The sequence below is a fragment of the Actinophytocola sp. genome (assembly GCF_036378875.1).
Taxonomy (GTDB): Bacteria; Actinomycetota; Actinomycetes; order Mycobacteriales; family Pseudonocardiaceae; genus Actinophytocola.
In genome coordinates this window covers 95,922-118,900 of the sequence record NZ_DASUVO010000153.1, presented here as the reverse complement: position 1 = coordinate 118,900, position 22,979 = coordinate 95,922, and the positions used below count along the sequence as shown (strand labels likewise).

The following is a 22,979-nucleotide window of genomic DNA, read 5'->3' as shown; positions in this document are numbered from 1 at the left end:
GATGCTGACGTCTGGGCAGCTCCTGGCCGATCGCTACCGGCTCGCCCGCCGCATCGCCGTCGGCGGCATGGGTGAGGTGTGGGAGGCAGCGGACACGCGCCTGGACCGCCGCGTCGCCATCAAGGTCCTCAAGCCGGAACTGTGCGGGGACGCCGAGTTCCTCCACCGGTTCCGCACCGAGGCCCGCACGACCGCGTCACTGAACCACCCGGGCATCGCCGCCGTACATGACTATGGCGAGACCAACGCGGTCGTCGACGGCCCCAAGGACACTGCCTACCTCGTGATGGAGCTGGTCGACGGCGACCCGCTCGCGGCCATTCTCGCCAAGGAGCGGCGGATCAGCGCGGAACGCACGCTCGACATCCTGGAACAGGCCGGAAACGCGCTGCAGGCGGCACATGAGCGTGGCTACGTCCACCGCGACGTGAAGCCGGGCAACATCATGGTCGCCCAGGCGCCGGACGGCCGAACCGTGGTCAAGCTGACCGACTTCGGCATCGCGAAGGCCGCCGACGCCGCCCCGGTCACGAGGTCCGGCATGGTGATGGGCACGGCGCACTACATCGCGCCAGAACAGGCGCTCGGGCACGAGGCCGAGCCGGCGAGCGACGTGTACTCGCTGGCGGTGGTCGGCTACGAGTGCCTTTCCGGACACCGCCCTTTCCTGTCGGAGAACGCCGTGACCGTCGCGATGATGCACATCCGCGACGCACCGCCACCGTTGCCCCCGGACGTGCCGCCGTACGCGCGGGTCGTCATCGAGGCGACCCTGGTCAAGGACCCCACCCAGCGGTACGCGAGTGGTGGCGAGTTCGCGGCCGCGGTCGCTGCCGTGCGTGCCGGCCACCCGCTGCCGGCGCCGTCGGGGCGGGTCGCGGCCGGGCACTACGTCGGTCCGCCGCCGCACATGACCAACCCGGGCATGCTTCCGGTCGGACCACCGAGCATGCCGCACACGGTGCCGCCACCCGGCACCGGCTCGTTCCCGCTCGGCCCACCGCCCCCGCATCCACCGCCCCGGCGGAACCGGGCGGGTCTGTGGGCCCTGCTCATTGTTCTCGGCGTGATACTTCTGGTGCTCGCCGTGCTCGGCGTGGCATCGTTGCTCAACGCCAACCGGGAGACCGACGGCAGGTCGACGCCAGAGACCACGACGGTGCCAGCCGGTCAGGCAGGCGAGGACAGTGACGACACCCCGGGCAACCCGCCGACGGGTCTCCCGCAGGGCAAGTTCGTGCAGATCGACGAGTCCGTCTACCTCGGCCGACCGGCCGGGCTCGCACATGACCTGCTCGAGGAGGACGGCCTCGTGCCGGTCGTGGAGAACCAGCTCGGTAAGGAACCGGACGACTACGGCCGGTGCATGGTGGTCGAGGTGACGCCGAGCGGGCGACAGCAGGTGGGTACGGAAGTGCTGGTGCGCTGCGAAGAAGATGAGGAACCGCCGCGATGATTGACCGCGGGAATCGCCACCCAACGGGCATTATGGGCGCACCCCCGACGAGGATCGAGACGAAAGACCGATGACCACACCGAGACTGCTCTCGAACCGCTACGAGCTCGGCGACACGCTCGGTTACGGCGGCATGTCCGAGGTGCACAAGGGTCGCGACGTCCGCCTCGGGAGGGACGTCGCCGTAAAGGTGCTTCGCGCCGACCTGGCCAGAGACCCGCAGTTCCAGGAGCGGTTCCGGCGCGAGGCCCAGAACGCGGCCGCGCTGAACCACCCGGCGATCGTCGCTGTGTACGACACCGGCGAGACCAGGACCGAGAACGGCCCGCTGCCGTACATCGTCATGGAGTACGTCGACGGGCGGACGCTGCGCGACATCGTGAAGACCGAGGGCCCGCTCCCTGGCCAGCGCGCCATGGAGATCATGGCCGACGTCAGCGCCGCGCTGGACTTCTCCCACCGCCACGGCATCATCCACCGTGACGTCAAGCCGGCCAACGTGATGATCACCAGGACCGGCGCGGTCAAGGTGATGGACTTCGGCATCGCCCGCGCCGTCCACGACGGCCAGGCCGCGGTCACCCAGACGGCCGCCGTGATAGGGACCGCCCAGTACCTGTCGCCGGAGCAGGCCCGCGGCGAGACGGTCGACGCCCGCAGTGACGTGTACGCCGCCGGCTGTGTGCTGTTCGAGCTGCTGACCGGCGAGCCGCCGTTCACCGGTGACTCCCCCGTGGCGGTCGCCTACCAGCACGTGCGCGAGGACCCGAAGCCGCCGTCCGCGCTGAACCCGCGCGTGAACCCGGCGCTGGACGCCATCGTGCTGAAGGCCATGTCCAAGGGCGCGCCGAACCGGTACCAGTCGGCCGCGGAGATGCGCACCGACCTCGTGCGGGTGCTGTCGGGCCAGCGACCGCTCGCGCCGATGGTGATGACCGACGAGGACCGCACGACGATCCTCGGACAGGGCCGCCCCACCAGCGCGATGCCGCAACCGCGCGGCCGGCACCGCCCCGCCGCGCTCGCCGACGACAACGACGACTACGACCCGTACGAGGACGAGGAGGAGGAACGCCGGCGCCGGCGCCGCAAGGGCTGGCTCATCGTGGTGTTCTCGATCCTCGGCGTGGCACTGGTCGCCGTGCTGATCTGGCTGATGAGCAGCGTGTTCGGCGACGAGCGCGCGTCCGACCAGGTGACAGTGCCGGACGTGACCGGGCAACTGCTCGAGGACGCCCGCAGCTCGCTGTCCGACCAGGGCTTCCGGCCGCAGATCGAGTACCGGACGTGCGAGGCGACCCCGACGAGCGAGCCCGGTCGATGTGGTCCGGAGTCCATCAACAAGGTCGTCGACACGAACCCGAAGCCCGGCTCGAAGATGGTCAAGACCGACCCGCTGACCCTGATCGTCGGCAAGGCGGCGGACAAGGTCGCGGTGCCCGACCTCACCGGCAAGACGCCGGACGAGGCGAGGGCGGCGCTGGAGCAGGCCGGCTTCACGCTCGACCCGACCACCACCGAGGAAGAGGTCGAGGACGAGGAACAGGAAGGCAAGGTCATCGGGCAGGACCCGGTGGCCGGCTTCCAGGCCGCCAAGGGTTCGCCGGTCAAGATCACGATCGGCAAGGCCAAGGAAGAGGTCGACGTGCCGAACGTGGTCGGCGACGACTTCGATTCGGCCAAGGAGGAACTCGAGGGCCTCGGCTTCAAGGTCAAGCGGGTGGACCAGGACTCCGACCAGCCGCAGAACCAGGTGATCGACCAGAACCCGAAGAACGGTGAGCAGCCGCCGGGCACGGAGATCACGCTGACGGTGTCGAAGGGTCAGCAGCAGCAAGAAGAAGAAACGATCACCATGCCGAACCTCGTTGGACTGTCCGCGAACGAGGCGGTCAGCCAACTGCGTGGCCTGGGCTGGACCGGCAACCTCATCGAGCAGCCGGGCGAGACGACCGACCCGACCGAGATCAACGAGATCACCGAGCAGCAGCAGCGCGAAGGCTCGCAGATCAAGAAGGACGAGAACGTGGGTGTGATCATCGCGAGGCAGCTCGGCAACGGGCGTTAACCTCCGATGCAGATGCGTACCGCCGTCGTCGGGGCCGGTGTGGTCGGCCTCTCGACGGCGTACGCGCTGCTGCGGCACGGCTCGGACGCGGTCGTGTTCGAAACCGGCAAGCCGATGTCCGCCCGCTCGGCTGGCAGTTCACGGATCTTCCGGCTGGCACATGGTGACCCTGGCCTGGTCGCCTACGCCGCGGCGGCCGCGGGCCTGTGGGCGGACTGGACACACCGAGCCGGCAACCGACTCGTCGGCCAACAGACCACGGTGATCACCGGCCCGAACGCCCGCGACTGGGCAGAGGCGATGACCGACGCCGGCGTCGACCACACCCTGGTCGACGAGGTGGACCCGTCACTGGGCCTGCCAGTGCCGGAACTGCCAGGCCCAGCGCTGATCGACCCGGCGGGCGGCGTCATCGACGCGCCGGCAACCGGCCGGTTCCTCCGCGCCGCGATCGGTAACCGGGTACGCGAGGAACACATCTACCGGATCGTGCCCCACGACGACTGGGTGGAGGTCCACGGTTCGGGCGGTGTCCACGAGGTCGACCACGTAGTGATCGCCGCGGGCCGCGGCTCGCTCGAGTTGGCCGCACAGGTGGATCTGTACCTGCCCACCGAACTGTCCCACCACGCGCGCTTCACGTTTCGTCTGAAGGAACCGGACGCGGTCCCGCCCTGCTGGATCGACGGCACGCAGTCATGGCGTGACGGCATCACCAGCTACCAGCACGTGTCCGGCCCAGGCCTCTGGTCGATCGGCCTGAACATGCCCCCGGATGCGGAGGCGTGGGAACTGGGCCGCGAGGAGGTCGTCGAGGAGTCCCGAGACCTGGCCCGAACCTACGTCCGAGAAACCCTGGTAGGCGTGACGGACGAAATCGTGGAAGAGATCTACTGCGACTCCCCGTCCACCCTGGGCGACGGCATCCACGTGGCGACCACGGGCCCGGTCACAGCGGTGTGGGGCGCGCACCTGTTCAAACACGCCCCGGCAATAGGCCAAACCCTGGCGAACGCGGCCATCAACGACGTCTCCCCACAGCTCCCACCCGCGGAGTGAGTTGGCCTCCGGCCCCCGGTATCCAGCGTACGGGCGAGGACCGACAGAAAGACGGGCCAGAACGGCAACCGTGAACGCGTTCACCCACCCAACCCGAGCGAATGGCCCACTCGTGCACCAGGGGCCCCCCGATTTCAACGCTACCGGTTAGCACCGACAGTTCCGGTCGCATCTACTCGCGGTTGTCCACAGGCCGCTGACACGCGTCGGCCCGGACACGGATCCCCCGCTCGCACGCTGGGTGGACCTATGCCCCCGGCTAGCCGGCTCCGTTCCCGCCGCCACTGCACCACGCCGACAGACCAAACGTCGCGGTTATCCACAGCTAGGTGAGTTATCCACAGCCCGCGCTCGACGCGGCAGAAATGTCGGTGCCATGCCGTAGCGTGGTTCGAGGGGGCCGGAGGCCACGCCGGGCACCGGCGGCGGCCCGGCACCGGCGGCGTTCCGGTCGGGCGCTACGGGCGGGCGGCCGCGTCCGCCAGGGTGCGCATCGCGTTCTCCAGTTCGCGGACGCGTTCCTCCGGGACGTGGTGGCCCGCGCTCGCCAGCCAGTTGGCCAGCATGCGGTGGCCGCCCTCCGTGAGGACCGACTCCGGGTGGAACTGGACGCCTTCCACGGGTAGGTCGCGGTGGCGCATGGCCATCACGACGCCGGACTCCGTCCTGCCCGTCACCTCGAAGACGTCCGGGATCGTGTCCGGGACCACGGTCAGGGAGTGGTAGCGCGTTGCCGTGAACGGGTCCGGCAGCCCGGTCAGCACGCCGGTGCCCTTGTGGTGGACCTGGCTTGTCTTGCCGTGCAGCAGTTCCGGGGCGCGGTCGACCGTGGCGCCCCACGCGACGCCGATGGCCTGGTGGCCGAGGCACACGCCCAGGAGCGGCCGTCCGACAGAAGCGCACCAGCGGACCACGTCGATGCTGGCTCCCGCCCGTTCCGGGGTACTCGGACCGGGGCTGAGCAGCACGGCATCGACGTCGTCGAGCACGGACGGGGACGTCAGTTCGGGGGCGTCGTTGCGTAGTACGACACACTCCGTTCCCAGCTGGGCCAGATACTGGACCAGGTTGTAAACGAAGCTGTCGTAGTTGTCGACCACCAGGACGCGCATGCGTCAACGATACTGCCCGAAGGAGTCCCTGTGACGGACCTGGCTCGGCGACTGGGCACCCTCGACGCCACCGCCATCGGGCTCGGTTCGATGCTCGGGGCCGGGGTGTTCGCCGTCTTCGCGCCCGCCGCAGCCAGTGCTGGTGGGTGGTTGCCGCTGGCCCTCCTGCTCGCCGGGTTCGTCGCCTACTGCAACGCCGTGGCCTCCGCGCAGCTCGCCGCCGTGTATCCCTCGTCCGGTGGTGCCTACGTCTTCGGGCGGGAGCGGCTCGGGCCGTGGTGGGGGTTCACCGCCGGGTGGGGGTTCGTCGTCGGCAAGATCGCCAGCTGTGCGGCGATGGCACTCACCTTCGCGTCCTATGTGGCGCCCGGCGTGGCGAAACCGGTCGCGGTCGCGGCGGTCGTCGTGCTCGTCGTGGTGAACCTGCGTGGGATCACGCGGACGGCGATCGTCACCAAGATCTTGCTCGCGGTCGTACTTTCCTTGCTGTTGTTGATAATCGTACTGTCCATATCGGATGGTCCGGCGTCGGGGAGCGGTCCGGTCGAGGCGGTCGGGCCGCTGGATGTGTTGCAGGCGGCCGGTTTGCTGTTCTTCGCCTTTGCCGGGTACGCGCGTATCGCCACGCTCGGTGAGGAGGTCCGCGATCCCCGGCGCACCATTCCGCGTGCCATCGTCGGGGCACTCGCCGGAGCACTCGTCGTCTACCTCGCGGTTGGCTTCACCCTCCTGTACACCCTTGGCGTACAACGACTTTCGACGTCGAAGGCGCCGCTGGCCGACACCGCCGCTCCACAGTGGATGGTCACCGTCGGCGCCGCGGCCGCCAGCCTCGGTGCGTTGCTGGCGCTCATCACCGGCGTGGGACGGACGACGCTCGCCATGGCGCGGGAGCGGGACCTGCCCCACTGGCTCGCGGCCGTGCACCCGCGGTTCGCCGTGCCGCACCGGGCGGAAGTGGTCGTCGGTGTGCTCGTCTGCGTGCTCGTGCTCACCACCGATCTCCGCGCGGTGATCGGCTTCTCCTCGTTCGGGGTGCTCGTCTACTACGCGGTCGCGAACCTGTCCGCGGCCACCCAGACGGGTGAAGATCGCCGCTGGCCCAAGGCACTCAACATCGCCGGGTTGATCGGGTGCCTGGTGCTCGCCGGCACACTGCCTCTCGGCTCTGTGCTCGTCGGCCTCGGCGTCTTCGCGGTCGGGCTGGCCGGCCGCGCGCTCACTGGGTGGTTGTCACGTTGTTGAACGGCAACAGCGGCTCGGCCCACGGGAACACCACGAACATCAGCAACGCGACGACCCCGAGCACGAGCGCGACCGCCAGCGTCAGCCGCACCGCGAACGGCCCCGGCAGGTTACGCCAGATCCAGCCGTACATCAGACGGTCTCCTTCAGCTCCGGCGGCGTCCACGTCGGCTTGGCCGGGTCCTTCGCCCACTGCTTGACCAGGACGGCGTGCACGATCAGCCGCTGCTTGTCCGAGAAGCGGGGATGGCACGTCGTCAGCGTCATCAACGCGGCCTGCTCACCCGCGCTCGGTGCCGTCTCCGACCCCGGCACCGGTGCCACGACCAGCCCGTCGCTCGGCGTCACGATCTGCTGACCGATCACGTCGGCGTACGGGCCGCCGAGCACGGAGACGCCCTGGCACTGAGCCTCCCGGCCCTTGCCCTCGGCCCAGCCCGCCTTCTCCTCCGCCTTCGGCAGGGCGCGGTAGACGAACCAGTTGTTCTGCGTCTCGACCACGATCGCGTCGCAGGAGTTGATCAGGTTGATGTCGTTGAACGGGGCGCCTTTGCCGACCCGGTGCCCGGCGACGGAGAAGTTGCCCGCCTCGCCCGGGTACGCGGTGTTCGTGTAGTGACCGGGGCCGATCTCGAGGCTGGCCGGCGTGGTGCCCTCGACGATCGTGAACTCGTAGTCGGCGCCGAACGCCGGGATGTACATCTTCGCGAAGCCGTCGCCCTCGCCGAGACCGGTGAAGTGGTCCTGGCGCTGCGGGTCTTCCTTGGTCTTCCACTGGCTGTCCAGCGCGGCGGCGGCGTCCCGCTGCTTGCCGGCGGAGACCAGGTCCGTCCAGTACACCTCGTAGACCACGAACAGCAGGACGACCAGGCCCAGCGTGATCAGGATCTCACCGAAGGTCCGGACGGCCGTGCGCACCGGGTCGCGCTTCGGCGGCACGAACTGACGCGGCAGCTTGATGCGGACGGTCGGCGGTTCGGTCACACGCGGGCGCGGCGACGGGGGACGATGCCCCAGATCACCGGAGATACGGCCCGCGCCCCGGCCGATGTGCTCCACGGTGCCCACGCGCGCTCCTCTCGGTCCCCCGACCTATGGGTTCGCCGAGGCCCTCGGCTACGTTAACGTGTTGCAGAGTGGTGTTTGTGCCCAAGCTACACGCCAGTGAGGACTCCCATGCCTAAGTCCAAGGTCCGCAAGAAGGCGGTCTACACGCCACCGGCTGACCGCCGCACCCCGGTCAAGGTCAAGTCCGCGGGTCCGTCGCACCCCCTCTATGTCGGGGTGATGCTTGGCGTGATGATCCTCGGGCTGGCGTGGCTGGTCGTGAACTATATCGCCGGGGAGAGCATTCCCTTCATGTCCGACCTCGGCAACTGGAACTTCGCCGTCGGCTTCGCCCTCATGATCGGCGGCCTGCTGATGACGATGCGGTGGCGCTGACCTGCCATCGGTTGGCTGGCATGCACCCGTTCAGCGCATTGTGATTGAACCACACGGGTGTAAGTCATCCCCAGTGTGGACAACTGCTGTGGATAACCCTCACAGGCCGCACTCCTGAATCCGGAGCGTGACAGCAGCCGTGACCCCGCCACCTGCGACTCCACCTTCGAAAGAGTGGTCTCCGCAGCCCGCAGTGGCGGTGCTGGCCTGGGGACTCGCGGCCGCGGCAGGCACCTGGGCCGCGTTCGCCGATGACGCACCCGGTCGGGTACTGATCGGGGCCGTCGCGCTGGCGCTCGCGGCCACCGGGGTGTTCACCATCGTCGCCCGCCCACGCCTGTCCGCCGACAACGAGGGCATCGCGGTGCGCGGGCTGACCGGCACCCGCAGGTGGACGTGGGCCGAGGTGAACGTGCGGCTGGTCCGCACCAGACGCCTCGGCCGGGAGACCGCGACGGTGGAGATCGACGCCGAGAACGCCGAGCCGCCCGACCTGGTCGTGCTCGGCCGGTTCGACCTCGGCGCCGATCCCGAAGACGTCGTCGACGAGCTGCTGGCGCTGCGCACCTAGACCGGGTAGCAGTACCCGACCGTCGTCGTCACCACGCAGTGGGTGTCCATGACCGACACCCGCAGCGCGACCAGCGCCACCAGCACCACCACCAGCGCCACACACGACCAGACCTGGAACTGGGTGAGCTTGCTGGTCTTCGGTGCGTACACCAGTGCGGCCGTCGCCAACGCGCCCGCCACCAACCCGCCGAGGTGACCGGCCAGCGAGATGCCCGGCAGAGCGACGCTGAGGAAGATGTTGACCCCCAGCAGCGTCAGCACCGGCGTCGGGTTCATCCGCGACCGGAACACCACGACGGCGATACCGCCGAACAGGCCGTAGATCGCGCCCGAGGCCCCGACCGTGCTGTCCTCCACCCCGGAGAACAGCATCACCGCGGCCGAGCCGCCGAGCAGCGAGATGAGGTAGACGGCCAGGAACCGGACCCGGCCGAGCGCCACCTCGAGATCCCGGCCGAGCACCCACAGCGCGAACATGTTGAAGATCAGGTGGACGGGCCCGAAACCGCCGTAGTTGCCGAAGTGCAGGAAGCCGGACGTCAACAGGCGCCAGTAGTCGCCCTCCGCGACCGCGGCGGGGATGAGCGTGCCGTAGAGGTACACGCTCGACTGCTGGTTGTCGACGACGCTCTGCGCCTGCAGCGCCATGACCGCGAACACCAGCACGTTGATGCCGATGAGCACCGGCACCACGACCAGCTGCTTGACGCCGGCGCGTGCGCCACCGACGGTGCGGGCCGGCCGTATCGTCTTGCTGCCCTCGGCGACGCAGTCGACGCACTGGTAGCCGACCGACGCCTCACGCAGGCAGTCCGGACAGGCCGGCCGGTCGCACCGCACGCAGCGCAGACCGGTCGGCCGGTCGGGGTGCCGTACGCAGGCGGGCAGGTCCTGCTGCCTGTTGACGGACACTCAGGCTCGCTCGACCGAGACCCGCTCCACGACGATGTCCTCCAGCGGCTTGTCCTGGGGACCGGTCTTCGCCGTCGCGATCGTGTCGACGACGTTGCGGGACTCCTGGTCCGTGACCTCGCCGAAGATCGTGTGCTTGAAGTTCAGCCAGGTCGTGGGCGCCACCGTGATGAAGAACTGCGAGCCGTTCGAGTCACGCACGCCTGGGTTGGCCATGCCGAGCAGGTACGGCTTGTTGAACTGCAGTTCCGGGTGGAACTCGTCGGCGAACTCGTAGCCGGGGCCGCCGCGACCGGTTCCGGTCGGGTCACCGGTCTGGATCATGAAGCCGTCGATGACCCGGTGGAAGATCATGCCGTCGTAGTACGGGCCGGAGGACCCGCCCTGGGCGTTGCGTGGGCCGTACTGCTTGGTGCCCTCCGCCAGGCCCACGAAGTTCGACACCGTCTTTGGCGCCTGATCCGGGAACAGGGTGACCCGGATGGGGCCCTTAGAGGTGTGCAGTGTTGCCGATACCTTCGTCCCGACGAGGGACTCGTTGCTGTCTGCCACCCGGTCATCGTGCCATCTACAGCAGGATCGGTCCGGAAGGGGCAGGATGGTAGCTGTCCGGACAAGCCACCCTGGAGCAGACTATGGACGATGTGAAGGCCATGACCCGGGCCGGGGAGACGGTCGGCAAGGCCGTCGGCTCCGGCTGGCGCACGGCCCGTCGCAGTGCCAAACGCGCTGGTCAGGCAGGCATTGACGCAACATCCCGGGCCGCGCACACCGCGGACCGCAAGCTCACGGAGCGCGGGGTCGCGCCCCGGCAGCTCGCGGGGGCCCTTGCCGAGGGCGCCGAGGTAGCCAAGCAGGAGGTCGTGAAGACCACCCGCCGCGCTCGGCGCAAGCTGGCCAAGAAGGCCAAACACACGCGCAAGGACCTGGCCAGGGCCGCCAAGCAGGCCCGCAAGGACGCCTTGAAGGGTAAGGCGGCCAAGCAGGCCCGCAAGTCGGCCAAGCAGGCCAAGGCGGATGCCAGGAAGCTCAAGAACACGGTCAGGGCGGAGGCGACGAAGCTGAAGACGCGGGCGCAGGAGGAAGCGGCCGCACTGAAGCTGGCGGAGGCACCGAAGCGCAAGCGTCGGTGGCCGAAGCTGCTGCTGTTCGGGATCGTTGCCGGCGGCATCGCCTACGTGGTGCGCAGCAAGGCGGCGGGACAGCAGGAGGCCGTGCCGGAGCCGCGGCGGGACGAGACGGCGAAGCCGGATGCCGCTCGTGCCGAGTCCGACGTCTCGAGGAACGGCCAACCGCAGAAGTCGAGCACGAAGCGATAGGTGTTCGCGTTCCTCGGCCCGTCGGCTCATCCGCCGGCGGGCCGAGGTCCCTCTACAGCCCGAGTGCGCTGATCGACTCCTGCGCGATCTGCTTGGCCTTGATCGTCTGTTCCTGGTTGGTGACGACGATGACCGCGGACGCGTCCTTGGCGACTGCGTAGACCGCCCCGGTGTCCTTGGCCTCGGCGCCGCCCTTCCAGCCGCCGGTCAGCTCGGCCGGGTTGGAGGTGGCGACCGGCGCGGCCGCGTCGACGAGCCCCTTCGCGACGGCCGCGTCACCGGTGTAGACGCGGACGGTCAGCTGCACCGACCCGTCCGGGCGGTAGAAGAAGCACGCCGGCGGCTGGTCGGCCGAGGTCTGCACCTTGGACACCCGCTGCCCGTTCGTCTCCTCGACGTAGGTCTCCTCGAGGTACGGACAGGGACCGGCGCCGGTCGGCTGGGGATCCGCCGGTAGTTCGGCCGGCGCCTGGGTGGCGGTCGACGTGGGGATCGTCGTGATCACGGTCGGGTCGTCCGCGGGCTCCTCCGCACAGGCGGTGAGCGCGACCAGCAGCACAGGACCGAGCAGGAGGACGCGTTTCATAGGCCGCTGAGTCAACCACATCGCGTCATCGGGCCTCGTAGGGGTAACGCTACGCACGCAGCAGGTCACTGACGCCGAACGGCTGATTGCGAAGCGAGTACACGCGACTAACGTGAGAGAAAGTCACGTTAACTCGTGGAGGCGACGCATGATCCGTCGAGTGGCTTTCGTGTCCGCCCTGGCCGTCGTTCCGCTGCTGACCGCGGCGCCGGCGCAGGCCATCCCGAAGTGCAATGCCGGATACCAGTGCGACCGTGCGTACTACACGGACAACACGCACGACGTCCAGGTCGGCGGCTTCACCCTGTTCTGCGACGGCTCGACCATCCAGTGGGGTGAGACGACCAGGTTCCAGGTGACCACACAGGCGAGATGCCCTGACTGACAATCCTGCCGCGAGCAGCCCAAGACGGCTTGACCGCTGATCCACCACCTGCAGGGCCGGACCGCAGGACGAACGTGGTCTGGCTCGTCAGCATGGCCGGTGCGGACCGTGGCTATCCAGAAGATCATTCTTGGAGAGCCAAGGGAGCACATGGAGCAGTTCGCCGAGAGCGGGTCCGGCCGGCGTGGTGTTCGTTAGGCCGAAGGCCAAGCGTGCCCGCCCGAAAACGAGGGGCATACCAAGGGCACGCCACGTGACCGGGCTGGACCGCACGGCCCCAGACGGCGGGTTCAAATCGTTGACCTGGGCCTTGCCCTAGGTCGTCTTCGTGGAGACGAGGGGAATCGAACCCCTAACCCCTGCCTTGCAAAGGCAGTGCTCTGCCAATTGAGCTACGTCCCCGTGCCAGCGTGAGGTCGCGCTCACGCTGGGCTGGCGGACCTGGGGTCCGCCAGCCACGTGGCTTGCGTCAGGCCTTCTTGCCCGCGGCAGGAGCGGTAGCCTCGCGCCACAGGTCGTCCTGCGCCTTGGCCGACTTGTTGCGGCGAATCACGAAGAGAACGCCGCCAGCCACGGCTGCCAGTGCGAGAAGCTTCTTCACGTCCATTGCCTCCTTCGGCAAAACAAGACTATCCGTCCGCGACCCCTGTTGATCCTTGCGGGCGGCCCCACAAGTCTGCCACAGGTGCGGGTTGTGGGGGTGTGTGCCTGGGGGATCAAAAGCCGGGTTCGGTGCGGCTTGAAAATGAGTACGGACGACCCCGATTTGGCAAGGTCGTCCGTATTCCGTGGGCCTAGGAGGACTTGAACCTCCGACCCCTTCGTTATCAGCGAAGTGCTCTAACCGCCTGAGCTATAGGCCCCGGATGCGAGGAGAAGACTACCTCACGCGGATCATTCACGTTCCGCCAGGGTGACTTCCAGGCCTCCGGCCAGGTCAGCGGACACGTTGTAGATGAACGCGCCCACTGTGGCCAGTGCGCTGAACAGCACGATGTTCACCGCACCGATGATGGCCGCCACGCCGAACACGCGGCCGGCGCTGATCAGTGGCTCGCTCGACTCGCTCGAGCCCTGCAGCAGTTCGTCCGAGATGCCGTTCAGGTTGTCCCACACGCCCATGCCGTCCAGCACGGCGTACAGGATGCCCACCGCCACCAGCCACACGAAGAACAGCGCCACACCCAGCACCAGCGACAGCTTCAGCACCGACCACGGGTCGAAGCGCTTGATCTGCAGGTTCGCCCTTCGCGGGCCGCGGCCCGGGCGGCGAAGCGCGCTGGGTGCCGCCGCGCCGACCCCGACCGCGCGGAGCGGACCGGTGGACGACGGGCTGCCACTGTCCAGGTTCACCGCCGAACGGGCGGGTGCCGGGGTGCCATCCGGTGGGGTGGGGGTGCGGATCGGGTTGTGCGGCACGTTGACCGTCGGTGCGTCCGAACCGCCGAACAGTCGCTGCGCGGCGGAGCCCGTCACCACCGGGCGTTCCACCTGCACGGTCTTCTCCCCCGACCCCGGAGGTGGGGTCGGGCTCAACGGCGGTTGCTGGGCGGGCTTGTGCTCGCTCTGCACCCGCTGCCACGGCGGCGGGGTGCCGTGGCTCAGCTCCAGGTCCTCGGCGCCGGCCACTGGTGGAGTGGCCGGCGGCTTGTTTCCGTTGCCCTCGTGGGTGCCCCCGGCGGCCTGGTCGACCTGCTTGGCCTGGCCGCTGGTGGCGATGGCGGACGTGCGGTCCGCCTCCGCTCCCTGGTCGGTGCGTCCGGGCTTGTCGGGTGGTGTCACGCGGGTCCCCTACAGTGTGTCGCGGCTCTACTGTGCCGGCGTCTCGCCGCCGTCTTGGGTGATGACGCCTTGCTCGCCGTCGGCGTTGCTTTCCTCCGGCGAATCGGTTGAGACGTTGCCGTTCTCGACTTCCGCACTGCGGGCGATCGCGACCAGGGTGGTGCCGTCGCCGAGGTTCATCAGGCGCACCCCCTTCGTCTGCCGGCCCGCCTTGCGTACCTCCCTGGCCGAGGTCCTGATGACCCCGCCCGCGGAGGTGATCGCGTACAGCTCATCGTCCTCGTCGACGATGACTGCACCTACAAGCCTGCCACGCCTGCTGTCATATTGAACGGTGAGCACGCCCTTGCCGCCCCGGCCCTGGACCGGATAGTCGTCGATCGGGGTGCGCTTGGCGTAGCCGCCGTCCGTCGCGACCAGCAGGAACGTTCCCTCGTGGACCACGCCCAGGGTCAGCAGCTCGTCGCCGTCGTTGAACCGCATGCCCAACACGCCCGAGGTGGCCCGGCCCATCGGGCGCAGTGCCTCGTCGCTCGCGTGGAACCGGATGGACTGGGCGCCGGCGGACACCAGGAGCAGATCGTCCTCCGCCGAGCACAGCACCGCACCGACCAGTTCGTCGTCCTCGCGCAGGTTGATGCCGATCAGGCCACCGGCGCGGTTGGAGTCGAAATCGGACAGTCGGCTCTTCTTGACCAGACCGCTCTTCGTCGCGAGCACCAGGTACGGCGCGACCTGGTAGTCCTTGATCTCGATGACCTGTGCGATCTGTTCGTCCGGTTGGAACGCCAGCAGGTTGGCCACGTGCTGACCACGTGCGTTGCGGTTGGCCTCCGGCAGCTCGTACGCCTTGGCTCGGTACACCCGGCCCTTGTTCGTGAAGAACAGGATCCAGTCGTGTGTGGAGCACACGAAGAAGTGCGCCACGATGTCGTCCTGTTTGAGCCCGGCGCCCTGGACGCCCTTGCCGCCACGCTTCTGCGCCCGGTACAGGTCCGTCTTGGTGCGCTTCGCGTAGCCGGTCCTGGTGATGGTGACGACCACGTCCTCGACCGCGATCAGGTCCTCGACCGACACGTCGCCGTCGAACGGGATGATCTGCGTGCGCCGGTCGTCGCCGTGCTTGTCGACGATCTCCATGAGCTCGTCGCGGACGATCATCCGCTGGCGCTCCGGGTTGGCCAGGATGTCCTGCAGGTCGGCGATGTAGGTCTCGATCTCGGCGAGCTCTTCGACGATCTTCTGCCGTTCGAGGGCGGCCAGGCGGCGCAGCTGCATCTCGAGGATGGCGTTGGCCTGGATCTCGTCGATCTCGAGCAGCGAGATCAGGCCGGTGCGGGCCTCGTCGACCGTCGGCGAGCGGCGGATCAACGCGATGACCTCGTCGATCGCGTCCAGCGCCTTGACCAGACCGCGCAGGATGTGGGCCCGCTCCTCGGCCTTGCGCAGCCGGTAGCGGGTACGCCGGACGATGACCTCGACCTGGTGCTTGACGTAGTGCCGGATCATCTGGTCGAGCCGCAGCGTGCGGGGCACGCCGTCGACCAGCGACAGCATGTTCACGCCGAAGTTGTGCTGCAGCTGGGTGTGCTTGTACAGGTTGTTCAGCACGACCTTGGCGACCGCGTCCCGCTTGAGCGTGATCACGATCCGCATGCCGGCCCGCTTGGACGACTCGTCGTCGACGTTCGCGATGCCGCCGATCTTGCCGTCACGGACGAGCGCCGCGATGTTCTCGATCAGGTTGTCCGGGTTCACCTGGTAGGGCAGCTCGGTGACGACCAGGATCGTGCGTCCCTTGGCGTCCTCGTCGACCTCGACCACCGCACGCATCCGGATCGAGCCGCGGCCGGTGCGGTAGCAGTCCTCGATGCCACGGGTGCCGAGGATCAGGCCCTTGGTCGGGAAGTCCGGGCCCTTGATCCGCAGCATCATCGCGGCCAGGGTCTCGTCGTCGGAGGCGTCCCAGTTCTCCAGCGCCCACACCACACCGGACGCGACCTCGCGCAGGTTGTGCGGCGGGATGTTGGTGGCCATGCCGACCGCGATGCCGTTGCTGCCGTTGACCAGCAGGTTCGGGATGCGGGACGGGAGGACCGTCGGCTCCTGCGTCTTGCCGTCGTAGTTGTCGGCGAAGTCGACGGTCTCCTCGGTGATGTCCTGCAACATCGCCATCGCGAGGGGCGTCATGCGCGCCTCGGTGTACCGCATGGCGGCTTGTGGGTCGTTGCCCGGTGAGCCGAAGTTGCCCTGTCCGTCGATCAGGGGGTAGCGCATCGACCACGGTTGGGCCAGGCGTACGAGGGCGTCGTAGATCGCGGAGTCGCCGTGGGGGTGGTAGTTACCCATGACGTCACCGACGATGCGGGAGCACTTGACGTGGCTGCGCTCCGGACGCAGGCCCGTGTCGTACATCGAGTACAGGACACGGCGGTGGACGGGCTTGAGGCCGTCGCGGACGTCCGGCAGCGCGCGGGACACGATGACGCTCATCGCGTAGTCGATGTAGGAGCGCTGCATCTCGTGCTGGATGTCGACCGGCTCGGTGCGGTCGTTGTCCGGCGGGACAGGCGGCAAGGTCTCGGTCACGAAGTTCCTTTCAAGCGCATTCCGTGACGACTACACGTCGAGGAAGCGGACGTCCTTGGCGTTGCGGGTGATGAACGAGCGGCGGGCCTCGACGTCCTCGCCCATCAGCACGCTGAACAGCTCGTCGGCGGTGGCTGCGTCGTCGAGCGTCACCTGCAGGAGCAGGCGGTGCGCCGGGTCCATCGTGGTCTCCCACAGCTCGTCGGCGTTCATCTCGCCGAGACCCTTGTAGCGCTGGATGCCGTCGTCCTTGTTGATCTTCTTGCCGGACTCGAGCCCAGCCTTCATCAGGCCGTCGCGCTCGCGGTCCGAGTACGCGAACTCCGGTTCGGTCCGCTGCCACTTGATCTTGTACAGGGGCGGCTGCGCCAGGTACACGTGACCGTGCTCGACCAGCCCGCGCATGAAGCGGAACAGGAACGTCAGCAGCAGGGTTCGGATGTGCTGGCCGTCGACGTCGGCGTCCGCCATCAGCACGATCTTGTGGTACCGCAGCTTCGACAGGTCGAAGTCCTCGTGGATGCCCGTGCCCAGCGCGGTGATCAGGCTCTGGACCTCGGTGTTCTTGAGCACCCGGTCGATGCGGGCCTTCTCCACGTTGATGATCTTGCCGCGGATCGGGAGGATCGCCTGGAACCGCGAGTCCCGCCCCTCCTTGGCCGAGCCGCCCGCGGAGTCGCCCTCCACGATGTAGAGCTCGCACTCCTCCGGGTTGGTCGACCGGCAGTCCTTGAGCTTGCCTGGCAGGCCGCCGATGTCGAGCGCGCCCTTGCGGCGAACGAGCTCCCTCGCCTTGCGGGCCGCCATCCGGGCCTGCGCCGAGGAGACCGACTTCGTGACGATGGTCCGTGCGTCGGACGGGTTGCGCTCGAACCAGTCGGCCAGCATCTCGTTGGCGTTCGTCTGCACGAACGTCTTGGCCTCGGTGTTGCCGAGCTTCTGTTTGGTCTGGCCCTCGAACTGCGGCTCGGCGAGCTTGATGGAGATGATCGCGGCCAGGCCCTCGCGGATGTCGTCGCCGGTGAGGTTCTGGTCCTTCTCCTTGAGCAGCTTCTTGTCGCGCGCGTACACGTTGACCACACGGGTCAGCGCGGCGCGGAAGCCCTCCTCGTGGGTGCCGCCCTCGGCCGTGTTGATCGTGTTGGCGAACGTGTACACCGACTCGCTGTAGCCGGTGTTCCACTGCATCGCCACCTCGACCTCGAGGCCGTCGCCCTTCGCCTCGAACGCGATGACGCTCGAGTGGATCGCCTCGCGGGTGTGGTTGATGTGCTTGACGAAGTCCTCGAGCCCGCCCGGGTAGTGATACGTACGGTCCTTGACCCGCGCGGCCTGGCCGTCGGCGTCCTCGTGCGTCTCCTCGTCCGACACCCGCTCGTCACGCAGGACCATCGTGAGGCCCTTGTTGAGGAACGCCATCTCCTGGAGGCGGCGCGCGATGGTCTCGGCGTTGTACGTGGTGGTCTCGAAGATCTCGCCGTCCGCCCAGAAGGTGACCGACGTACCGGTGCCCTCGGTCTCGCCGTGTTCGGTCAGCGGCCCCGGCTCGGAGCGGTCGTAGCGCTGGCGCCAGACCTTGCCGTTGCGGTGCACCTCGATGTCGAGCTTGGTGGACAGCGCGTTGACCACGGAGACACCGACGCCGTGCAGGCCGCCGGACACCGCGTAGGTGTCGCTGTCGAACTTGCCGCCCGCGTGCAGCTCGGTCAGGACGATCTCGACCGTCGGCCTGTTGTACTCGGGGTGGATCTCGACCGGGATGCCGCGGCCGTCGTCGACGACGCGCACGCCGCCGTCGGCCAGCAACGTGACCTCGACCTTCGTCGCGTAACCGGCCATCGCCTCGTCGACGGAGTTGTCGACGACCTCCTGGATCAGGTGGTGGAGGCCGCGCTCACCGGTTGACCCGATGTACATGCCGGGGCGCTTGCGAACGGCTTCGAGGCCTTCCAGTTTCTTGATGGAGGACGCGTTGTACTCATGGTTGTTGTTCGCCACGGGCGGGGGTTCTCCTGTTCGGAAAGGGCCTGGCCGTTCGCCAGTCTCAATAGTACTGGTGCACGACCGCAGAATGCGGCGAACACACCCCTAGCTCCGTCACAGACGCCCGGAAGGGCTCCCGACCGATCCCGTACGCGTACGTGGACCCTCGAAGGCGGATTTCACACCTTCCGCCCCCGGTAGCGCCACCCGGGGTCACCCGTAGGTGTCGCGAGGCCCCCGACCACGCACATGTCGTGGTCCGTAGCGCCAGCTCGGCGCGGTCGGACCGAGCACCTTCAGCCGCTTGACCACGTCGTTTCCGACGGCGGCGGCGATCTTGACGAGCAGCTGCTTCTGCAGCAGCCGCAGCTGGGTGGCCCACGCGGTGGAGTCGGTCTGGACGGTCAGCTCGGCGTCCTTGAGCTCGACGGGCCGCGCGTGCTCCGCGACTTCCTCGCCGACGATCACTGACCATCGGTCGAAGAGCCGGCCGGTGGTCAGCTGGCCGTTCCAACCGCGTTCGAGGGCGATGCGGCCGACGAGCCGGCCGAGGGGCTGGGGATCACGCTCGTCGGCGCCGGCAGCGGACCAGCGGCGCCTGCGCCGGTTGACCGCGCCCGCGCCGCGTGCGACGGACTTCTTCTTGGCCTCGGGGCCGCCCGCCGCGGCCTTCGCGGCGGCCAGGGCGGCACGCGCGAGGTCCGAGCCACGAAGTTGTGGATAGTCACCGTCCGTGGTGGAACGCGGATCCTTGTCAACATCAACACCCTTTCGGGTGGTCAGGTCGCCCGATTCACCCCCATCTGGGGTTGCGGAGGGACGCGGGGTGACCGTGTTATCCACACTATCCACAGGTTTGTCCCCAGGTGTGTGACCGGTCACAGCACCGTGTGTCACTCCCCGTGTCGCTCGCTGTCGATTACTCACGGTTGACCTCCCCGTCGGCGACAAGGTAGCGAGCGCCAGCCAACTCGCTCGGCACATCCTCCGCCACCGCGGCGGTCACGAGCACCTGTTCTGCCGCGACCGCCACTTCGGCGAGTCGCTCTCGCCTGCGGCGGTCCAGCTCGGCGAACACGTCGTCGAGCACCAGCACCGGCTCGCTGCCGTCGGCGCGCAACAGCTCGTAGGAGCCGAGCCGCAGCGCGAGCGCGAACGACCACGACTCCCCGTGCGACGCGTACCCCTTCGCGGGGACCTGGTCGAGCGTCAACTCCAGCTCGTCGCGGTGAGGGCCGACGAGGCTCACCCCCCGGTCCAGCTCCTGGTCCCGGTTCGCCACCATCGCGGCGAGCAGGGCGTCGGTCAACACCTCTCTGTCCGCGCGTGCTCCGGCCGTGCCGTACTCGTCCGGGAACGAGTCGGCGATGCCCGACCGGTACCGGATCGTCGCCGGCCGCGACTCCGGGGCGACCCCGGCGTACGCGTCGGTGACGTGCGAAGCCATGTCCGCGACCAGGTCCAGCCGGGCGGCCAGCAGCTCGGCGCCATGGCGGGCGAGGTGCCCGTCCCACACGTCGAGCGTGCCGATGTCACCTTTCGAGCCGGCCCGCCGGGCGTGGCCGGACGACTTCAGCAACGCGTTCCGCTGCCGCAGCACCCGGTCGTAGTCGGCACGGACCCCGGCGTACCGGGGGGCACGCAACACCAGGAGCTCGTCGAGGAACCGGCGTCGCTCGCTCGGGTCGCCCCGCACGAGCGCCAGGTCCTCCGGCGCGAACAACACCGTGCGCAGGATCCCGAGCACGTCCCTCGTCTTGGGGACGGGTGCCCGGTTCACCCGCGCACGGTTGGCCTTGCCCGCGGTGATCTCCAGTTCGATCGTCAGCTCGCGGCCCTCGTTGACGATCGCGGTCCGCACGATCGCGCGGGTGCAGCCGTGCCGGATCAGCGGCGCGTCGGTCGCCACCCGGTGCGAGCCGAGCGTCGCCGCGTAACCGAGGGCCTCGACCAGGTTGGTCTTGCCCTGCCCGTTCTGGCCGACCAGCACCGCCGGCCCTGGCTCCAGCTCCAGGTCGGCGTGCTTCCACGAGCGGAAGTCGGTGACCTGTAAGTGTCGGACGTACACCTCAGCCTTGCGTGCTGCCCGCGCCGGAGGACGGGCCCGCCGCCTGCACGGCATGCCCGCCGAACTGCTGGCGCAGCGAGGCGACGGCACGCATGGCCGGCGAGTCGTCCTGCCGCGAGCGGAACCGGGCGAACAGCGCCGCCGAGATCACCGGCGCCGGCACCGCGAGGTTGATGGCCTCCTCGACGGTCCACCGACCCTCGCCGGAGTCCTCGACGTGTCCGCGTAGGTCGTCGAGTTCCGGGTCGGAGTCCAGCGCGCGGACCAGCAGGTCGAGCAGCCAGGACCGGACGACCGTGCCGCGCTGCCACGCCTTGACGACCCCGGGCACATCCTCGATGATCTTCGCGGCCTCGAGCAGTTCGAAGCCCTCGGCGTAGGCCTGCATCAGGCCGTACTCGATGCCGTTGTGAATCATCTTCGCGTAGTGGCCGGCGCCAACCGGGCCCGCGTGCGCGAAGCCCTCCTCGCGCGGACCGTCCGGGCGCAGCGCGTCGAAGATCGGCATCACGCGCTCGACGTCCTCGGCGTCGCCGCCGACCATGAGCCCGTAACCGTTGTCCTTGCCCCACACACCACCGGACACCCCGCAGTCGAGATACGCGATGTCCTTCTCGGCGAGCAGAGCCGCGTGGTTGGTGTCGTCGGAGAACCGCGAGTTGCCGCCGTCGATCACCAGATCACCGGCGGACAGCAGACCACTCAGCTCCGTGACCGTCTGGCGGGTCGGCTCGCCGGCCGGCACCATCACCCACACGACGCGAGGCCCGGACAGCTTCGACACCAGGTCGGCGAGTGACGTCGCGTCGCTCACGTCCGGGTTGCGGTCGAAACCGACCACCTCGTGGCCGGCCGCGCGCAACCGCTCGCGCATGTTGAAGCCCATCCGGCCGAGACCGACGAGACCGAGCTGCATTGCTTCCTCCTGGAAAGGCGATCAGCCGGGGAGGCGCACCGGCATGAGCAGGTGCAGGTACCCCGGAGTGACATTTCCATCGTCACCCACCGGCTTGATCAGTGCCGGGCGACTCGGTGTGGTGAAGGACAACTCGGCACGGTCCGCGTGCAGGGCACCGAGTCCCTCCTGGAGGAAGCTCGGGTTGAACGCGATCGTCACCGGCTCGCCGTTGTACTCGACCGACAGCTCTTCCTCCGCCGAGCCCTCGTCGTCGCCGCCGGCGGACAGGCGCAGGCCGCCGTCCCCGAACTCGAGCCGGACCTGGGTGCCGCGCTCGGCCACCAGCGACACGCGCTTGATGGCCTCGACGAGAGCCCCCACCTCGACGATGGCGGCCGCGGTCTGCTCGGACGGCAGCAACTGGCGGTAGCGCGGGAACTCGGTGTCGAGGAGCCGGCTCGTGGTGCGCCGTCCGGATCCGGACAAACCGATGAGCCCGTCGCCGGGCGCGAGCGAGAGCTCCACGGTGGCGCCTGCCGTGCCGAGTGCCTTCGCCGCGTCGGCGAGCGTGCGTGCCGGGACGAGCACCGCGAGCTCACCCTGACTCGCGAGCCCCTCGTCGGGCTTCCACTCGAACTCGCGCATCGCCAACCGAAACCGGTCGGTCGCCACGAGCGTGAGCTTGTTCCCGGCGATCTCCACGCGTACGCCGGTCAGCATCGGGAGCGTGTCGTCCTTGCCGGCCGCCACCGCGACCTGACTGACCGCGAGCCCGAACACCTCGCCGGCGAGTTCGCCGGCATGAGGTGGCATCGCCGGGAGTTGTGGGTAGTCCTCCACCGGCATGGTTGGCAGCGAGAACTTCGCGCTGCCACAGGTGATCGACACGCGTGCGCCGTCGACGAGGATCTCGACCGGTTGCGCCGGAAGGGACTTGGTGATGTCCGCGAGTAGCCGGCCGGACACGAGCGTGCGGCCACCGTCCGCGATCGTTGCCGCGACGCCGACGGTCGCCGACACCTCGTAGTCGAACCCGGAGATCGTCAACCCGTCGGACGAGCTCGCGTCCAGGAGAATCCCGCCGAGAACGGGAACCGGCGGTCTGGTCGGCAGGCTGCGCGCGACCCATGCGACGGCGTCGGCGAGACCGTCGCGCTCGACGCGGATCTTCATGAGAGTCCTTTCCAGACACGAGGAGCTAGGCGCTCACGGGACGTCGCCGAAGGGGCTGCACTAGACGTTGGTCGCCACCGTAGAGCGTGCGCTTCCGCCGCTCCACTCGGGTCCTCGCTTGTTTGCATCCACTTCGCGACGCATGCGTTCGCGCGCATGCACACCCCTGCTTTTTCTTTGTTGATAACCCTTGAAGAGAAAAACAGTAGTCGTAATAGGTGCTGTGGATAGTGTGGATAACCCTCATACCGCCACGTCGCGACGTATCGAGGCCTGGGGATGGAGCCTGGGGAGAACTGTGGGACAACTCGGGGTCGCCGTGGACAAC

21 protein-coding genes, 2 tRNA genes and 1 pseudogene are annotated in these 22,979 nt (G+C 68.6%); 8 read left to right on the top strand and 16 right to left on the bottom strand.

Features of this window, described 5'->3' with window-relative positions:
* The first annotated feature begins 1 nt into the window (after position 1).
* From VF106_RS43015 to VF106_RS43005, 3 genes are all read left to right on the top strand, one after another.
* A complete protein-coding gene (locus VF106_RS43015) occupies positions 2-1,456 on the top strand; it encodes a serine/threonine-protein kinase (protein ID WP_330845805.1) in 1,455 nt (484 codons plus the stop codon).
* A gap of 70 nt (positions 1,457-1,526) precedes the next feature.
* The gene (gene pknB, locus VF106_RS43010; protein ID WP_330845804.1) at positions 1,527-3,524 is read left to right on the top strand and encodes a Stk1 family PASTA domain-containing Ser/Thr kinase; all 1,998 of its coding nucleotides are present in this window, start codon (positions 1,527-1,529) and stop codon (positions 3,522-3,524) included.
* 12 nt (positions 3,525-3,536) lie between these two features.
* Positions 3,537-4,583, top strand: a complete 1,047-nt coding sequence (locus VF106_RS43005) for an NAD(P)/FAD-dependent oxidoreductase (protein ID WP_330845803.1) — start codon at positions 3,537-3,539, stop codon at positions 4,581-4,583.
* Between the two features lie 458 nt (positions 4,584-5,041).
* On the opposite strand, the gene VF106_RS43000 is transcribed toward VF106_RS43005, so the two are convergent.
* Positions 5,042-5,695: an aminodeoxychorismate/anthranilate synthase component II gene (locus VF106_RS43000; RefSeq protein WP_330845802.1), complete on the bottom strand. Its 654-nt coding sequence runs from the start codon at positions 5,693-5,695 to the stop codon at positions 5,042-5,044.
* Between the two features lie 30 nt (positions 5,696-5,725).
* Here VF106_RS43000 and VF106_RS42995 point away from each other — a divergent pair, with 30 nt between their 5' ends.
* A complete protein-coding gene (locus VF106_RS42995) occupies positions 5,726-6,940 on the top strand; it encodes an APC family permease (protein WP_330845801.1) in 1,215 nt (404 codons plus the stop codon).
* On the opposite strand, the gene VF106_RS42990 is transcribed toward VF106_RS42995, so the two are convergent.
* Positions 6,915-7,073, bottom strand: a complete 159-nt coding sequence (locus VF106_RS42990; protein WP_330845800.1) for a hypothetical protein — start codon at positions 7,071-7,073, stop codon at positions 6,915-6,917. The two genes, VF106_RS42995 and VF106_RS42990, sit on opposite strands and share 26 nt — an antisense overlap.
* Positions 7,073-7,900, bottom strand: coding sequence for a class E sortase (locus tag VF106_RS42985; RefSeq protein ID WP_414639202.1), 828 nt, complete (start codon positions 7,898-7,900; stop codon positions 7,073-7,075). The genes VF106_RS42990 and VF106_RS42985 overlap by 1 nt, the downstream gene beginning before the upstream one ends.
* A gap of 216 nt (positions 7,901-8,116) precedes the next feature.
* On the opposite strand from VF106_RS42985, the gene crgA reads away from it, so the two are divergent.
* Together crgA and VF106_RS42975 are read left to right on the top strand one after the other, a co-directional pair.
* Complete coding sequence (gene crgA / locus VF106_RS42980) at positions 8,117-8,383, top strand: cell division protein CrgA (RefSeq protein ID WP_330845798.1); 267 nt, start codon at positions 8,117-8,119, stop codon at positions 8,381-8,383.
* A 193-nt stretch (positions 8,384-8,576) separates the two neighbouring features.
* On the top strand, positions 8,577-8,954 hold the full coding sequence (locus VF106_RS42975) for a PH domain-containing protein (RefSeq protein WP_330845797.1): 378 nt from the start codon (positions 8,577-8,579) through the stop codon (positions 8,952-8,954).
* Here VF106_RS42975 and VF106_RS42970 read toward each other — a convergent pair.
* Positions 8,951-9,868, bottom strand: a complete 918-nt coding sequence (locus tag VF106_RS42970) for a rhomboid family intramembrane serine protease (RefSeq protein WP_330845796.1) — start codon at positions 9,866-9,868, stop codon at positions 8,951-8,953. The two genes, VF106_RS42975 and VF106_RS42970, sit on opposite strands and share 4 nt — an antisense overlap.
* Positions 9,869-10,420, bottom strand: coding sequence for a peptidylprolyl isomerase (locus VF106_RS42965; RefSeq protein WP_330845795.1), 552 nt, complete (start codon positions 10,418-10,420; stop codon positions 9,869-9,871).
* A gap of 83 nt (positions 10,421-10,503) precedes the next feature.
* Here VF106_RS42965 and VF106_RS42960 point away from each other — a divergent pair, with 83 nt between their 5' ends.
* Positions 10,504-11,187, top strand: a complete 684-nt coding sequence (locus VF106_RS42960) for a hypothetical protein (RefSeq protein ID WP_330845794.1) — start codon at positions 10,504-10,506, stop codon at positions 11,185-11,187.
* Positions 11,188-11,239: 52 nt separating this feature from the next.
* On the opposite strand, the gene VF106_RS42955 is transcribed toward VF106_RS42960, so the two are convergent.
* The gene (locus VF106_RS42955; protein ID WP_330845793.1) at positions 11,240-11,773 is read right to left on the bottom strand and encodes a DUF2020 domain-containing protein; all 534 of its coding nucleotides are present in this window, start codon (positions 11,771-11,773) and stop codon (positions 11,240-11,242) included.
* Between the two features lie 148 nt (positions 11,774-11,921).
* Here VF106_RS42955 and VF106_RS42950 point away from each other — a divergent pair, with 148 nt between their 5' ends.
* Entirely contained in the window at positions 11,922-12,158 is a 237-nt protein-coding gene (locus tag VF106_RS42950) for a DUF6289 family protein (protein WP_330845792.1), read from the top strand.
* A 329-nt stretch (positions 12,159-12,487) separates the two neighbouring features.
* On the opposite strand, the gene VF106_RS42945 is transcribed toward VF106_RS42950, so the two are convergent.
* The 10 genes and pseudogenes from VF106_RS42945 to dnaN all read right to left on the bottom strand — a co-directional run bounded on the left by VF106_RS42945 (position 12,488) and on the right by dnaN (position 22,651).
* Positions 12,488-12,560: transfer RNA gene (locus VF106_RS42945), tRNA-Ala, on the bottom strand.
* Positions 12,561-12,648: 88 nt separating this feature from the next.
* Positions 12,649-12,759: pseudogene (locus VF106_RS42940) on the bottom strand (DLW-39 family protein); the annotation flags it as partial.
* Between the two features lie 188 nt (positions 12,760-12,947).
* Positions 12,948-13,021 (bottom strand) — tRNA-Ile (locus VF106_RS42935).
* 31 nt (positions 13,022-13,052) lie between these two features.
* A complete protein-coding gene (locus tag VF106_RS42930) occupies positions 13,053-13,787 on the bottom strand; it encodes a DUF3566 domain-containing protein (RefSeq protein WP_414639201.1) in 735 nt (244 codons plus the stop codon).
* Positions 13,788-13,967: 180 nt separating this feature from the next.
* Entirely contained in the window at positions 13,968-16,529 is a 2,562-nt protein-coding gene (gene gyrA, locus VF106_RS42925; RefSeq protein ID WP_330845791.1) for a DNA gyrase subunit A, read from the bottom strand.
* A gap of 30 nt (positions 16,530-16,559) precedes the next feature.
* Entirely contained in the window at positions 16,560-18,527 is a 1,968-nt protein-coding gene (gene gyrB / locus VF106_RS42920) for a DNA topoisomerase (ATP-hydrolyzing) subunit B (RefSeq protein ID WP_330845790.1), read from the bottom strand.
* Positions 18,528-18,725: 198 nt separating this feature from the next.
* Positions 18,726-19,364: a DciA family protein gene (locus VF106_RS42915; RefSeq protein ID WP_414639194.1), complete on the bottom strand. Its 639-nt coding sequence runs from the start codon at positions 19,362-19,364 to the stop codon at positions 18,726-18,728.
* A gap of 67 nt (positions 19,365-19,431) precedes the next feature.
* Positions 19,432-20,580: a DNA replication/repair protein RecF gene (gene recF / locus VF106_RS42910; protein WP_330845789.1), complete on the bottom strand. Its 1,149-nt coding sequence runs from the start codon at positions 20,578-20,580 to the stop codon at positions 19,432-19,434.
* 1 nt (position 20,581) lies between these two features.
* The gene (gnd, locus tag VF106_RS42905) at positions 20,582-21,496 is read right to left on the bottom strand and encodes a phosphogluconate dehydrogenase (NAD(+)-dependent, decarboxylating) (protein WP_330845788.1); all 915 of its coding nucleotides are present in this window, start codon (positions 21,494-21,496) and stop codon (positions 20,582-20,584) included.
* A 21-nt stretch (positions 21,497-21,517) separates the two neighbouring features.
* Complete coding sequence (dnaN, locus tag VF106_RS42900; RefSeq protein ID WP_330845787.1) at positions 21,518-22,651, bottom strand: DNA polymerase III subunit beta; 1,134 nt, start codon at positions 22,649-22,651, stop codon at positions 21,518-21,520.
* Between the last annotated feature and the right edge of the window lie 328 nt (positions 22,652-22,979).

Coding starts and splice junctions, on each gene's coding strand:
- VF106_RS43015 (WP_330845805.1), top strand. CDS start 2: ATGCTGACGTCTGGGCAGCTCCTGGCCGATCGCTACCGGCTCGCCCGC.
- pknB (WP_330845804.1), top strand. CDS start 1,527: ATGACCACACCGAGACTGCTCTCGAACCGCTACGAGCTCGGCGACACG.
- VF106_RS43005 (WP_330845803.1), top strand. CDS start 3,537: ATGCGTACCGCCGTCGTCGGGGCCGGTGTGGTCGGCCTCTCGACGGCG.
- VF106_RS43000 (WP_330845802.1), bottom strand. CDS start 5,695: ATGCGCGTCCTGGTGGTCGACAACTACGACAGCTTCGTTTACAACCTG.
- VF106_RS42990 (WP_330845800.1), bottom strand. CDS start 7,073: ATGTACGGCTGGATCTGGCGTAACCTGCCGGGGCCGTTCGCGGTGCGG.
- crgA (WP_330845798.1), top strand. CDS start 8,117: ATGCCTAAGTCCAAGGTCCGCAAGAAGGCGGTCTACACGCCACCGGCT.
- VF106_RS42960 (WP_330845794.1), top strand. CDS start 10,504: ATGGACGATGTGAAGGCCATGACCCGGGCCGGGGAGACGGTCGGCAAG.
- VF106_RS42955 (WP_330845793.1), bottom strand. CDS start 11,773: ATGAAACGCGTCCTCCTGCTCGGTCCTGTGCTGCTGGTCGCGCTCACC.
- VF106_RS42950 (WP_330845792.1), top strand. CDS start 11,922: ATGATCCGTCGAGTGGCTTTCGTGTCCGCCCTGGCCGTCGTTCCGCTG.
- gnd (WP_330845788.1), bottom strand. CDS start 21,496: ATGCAGCTCGGTCTCGTCGGTCTCGGCCGGATGGGCTTCAACATGCGC.
- dnaN (WP_330845787.1), bottom strand. CDS start 22,651: ATGAAGATCCGCGTCGAGCGCGACGGTCTCGCCGACGCCGTCGCATGG.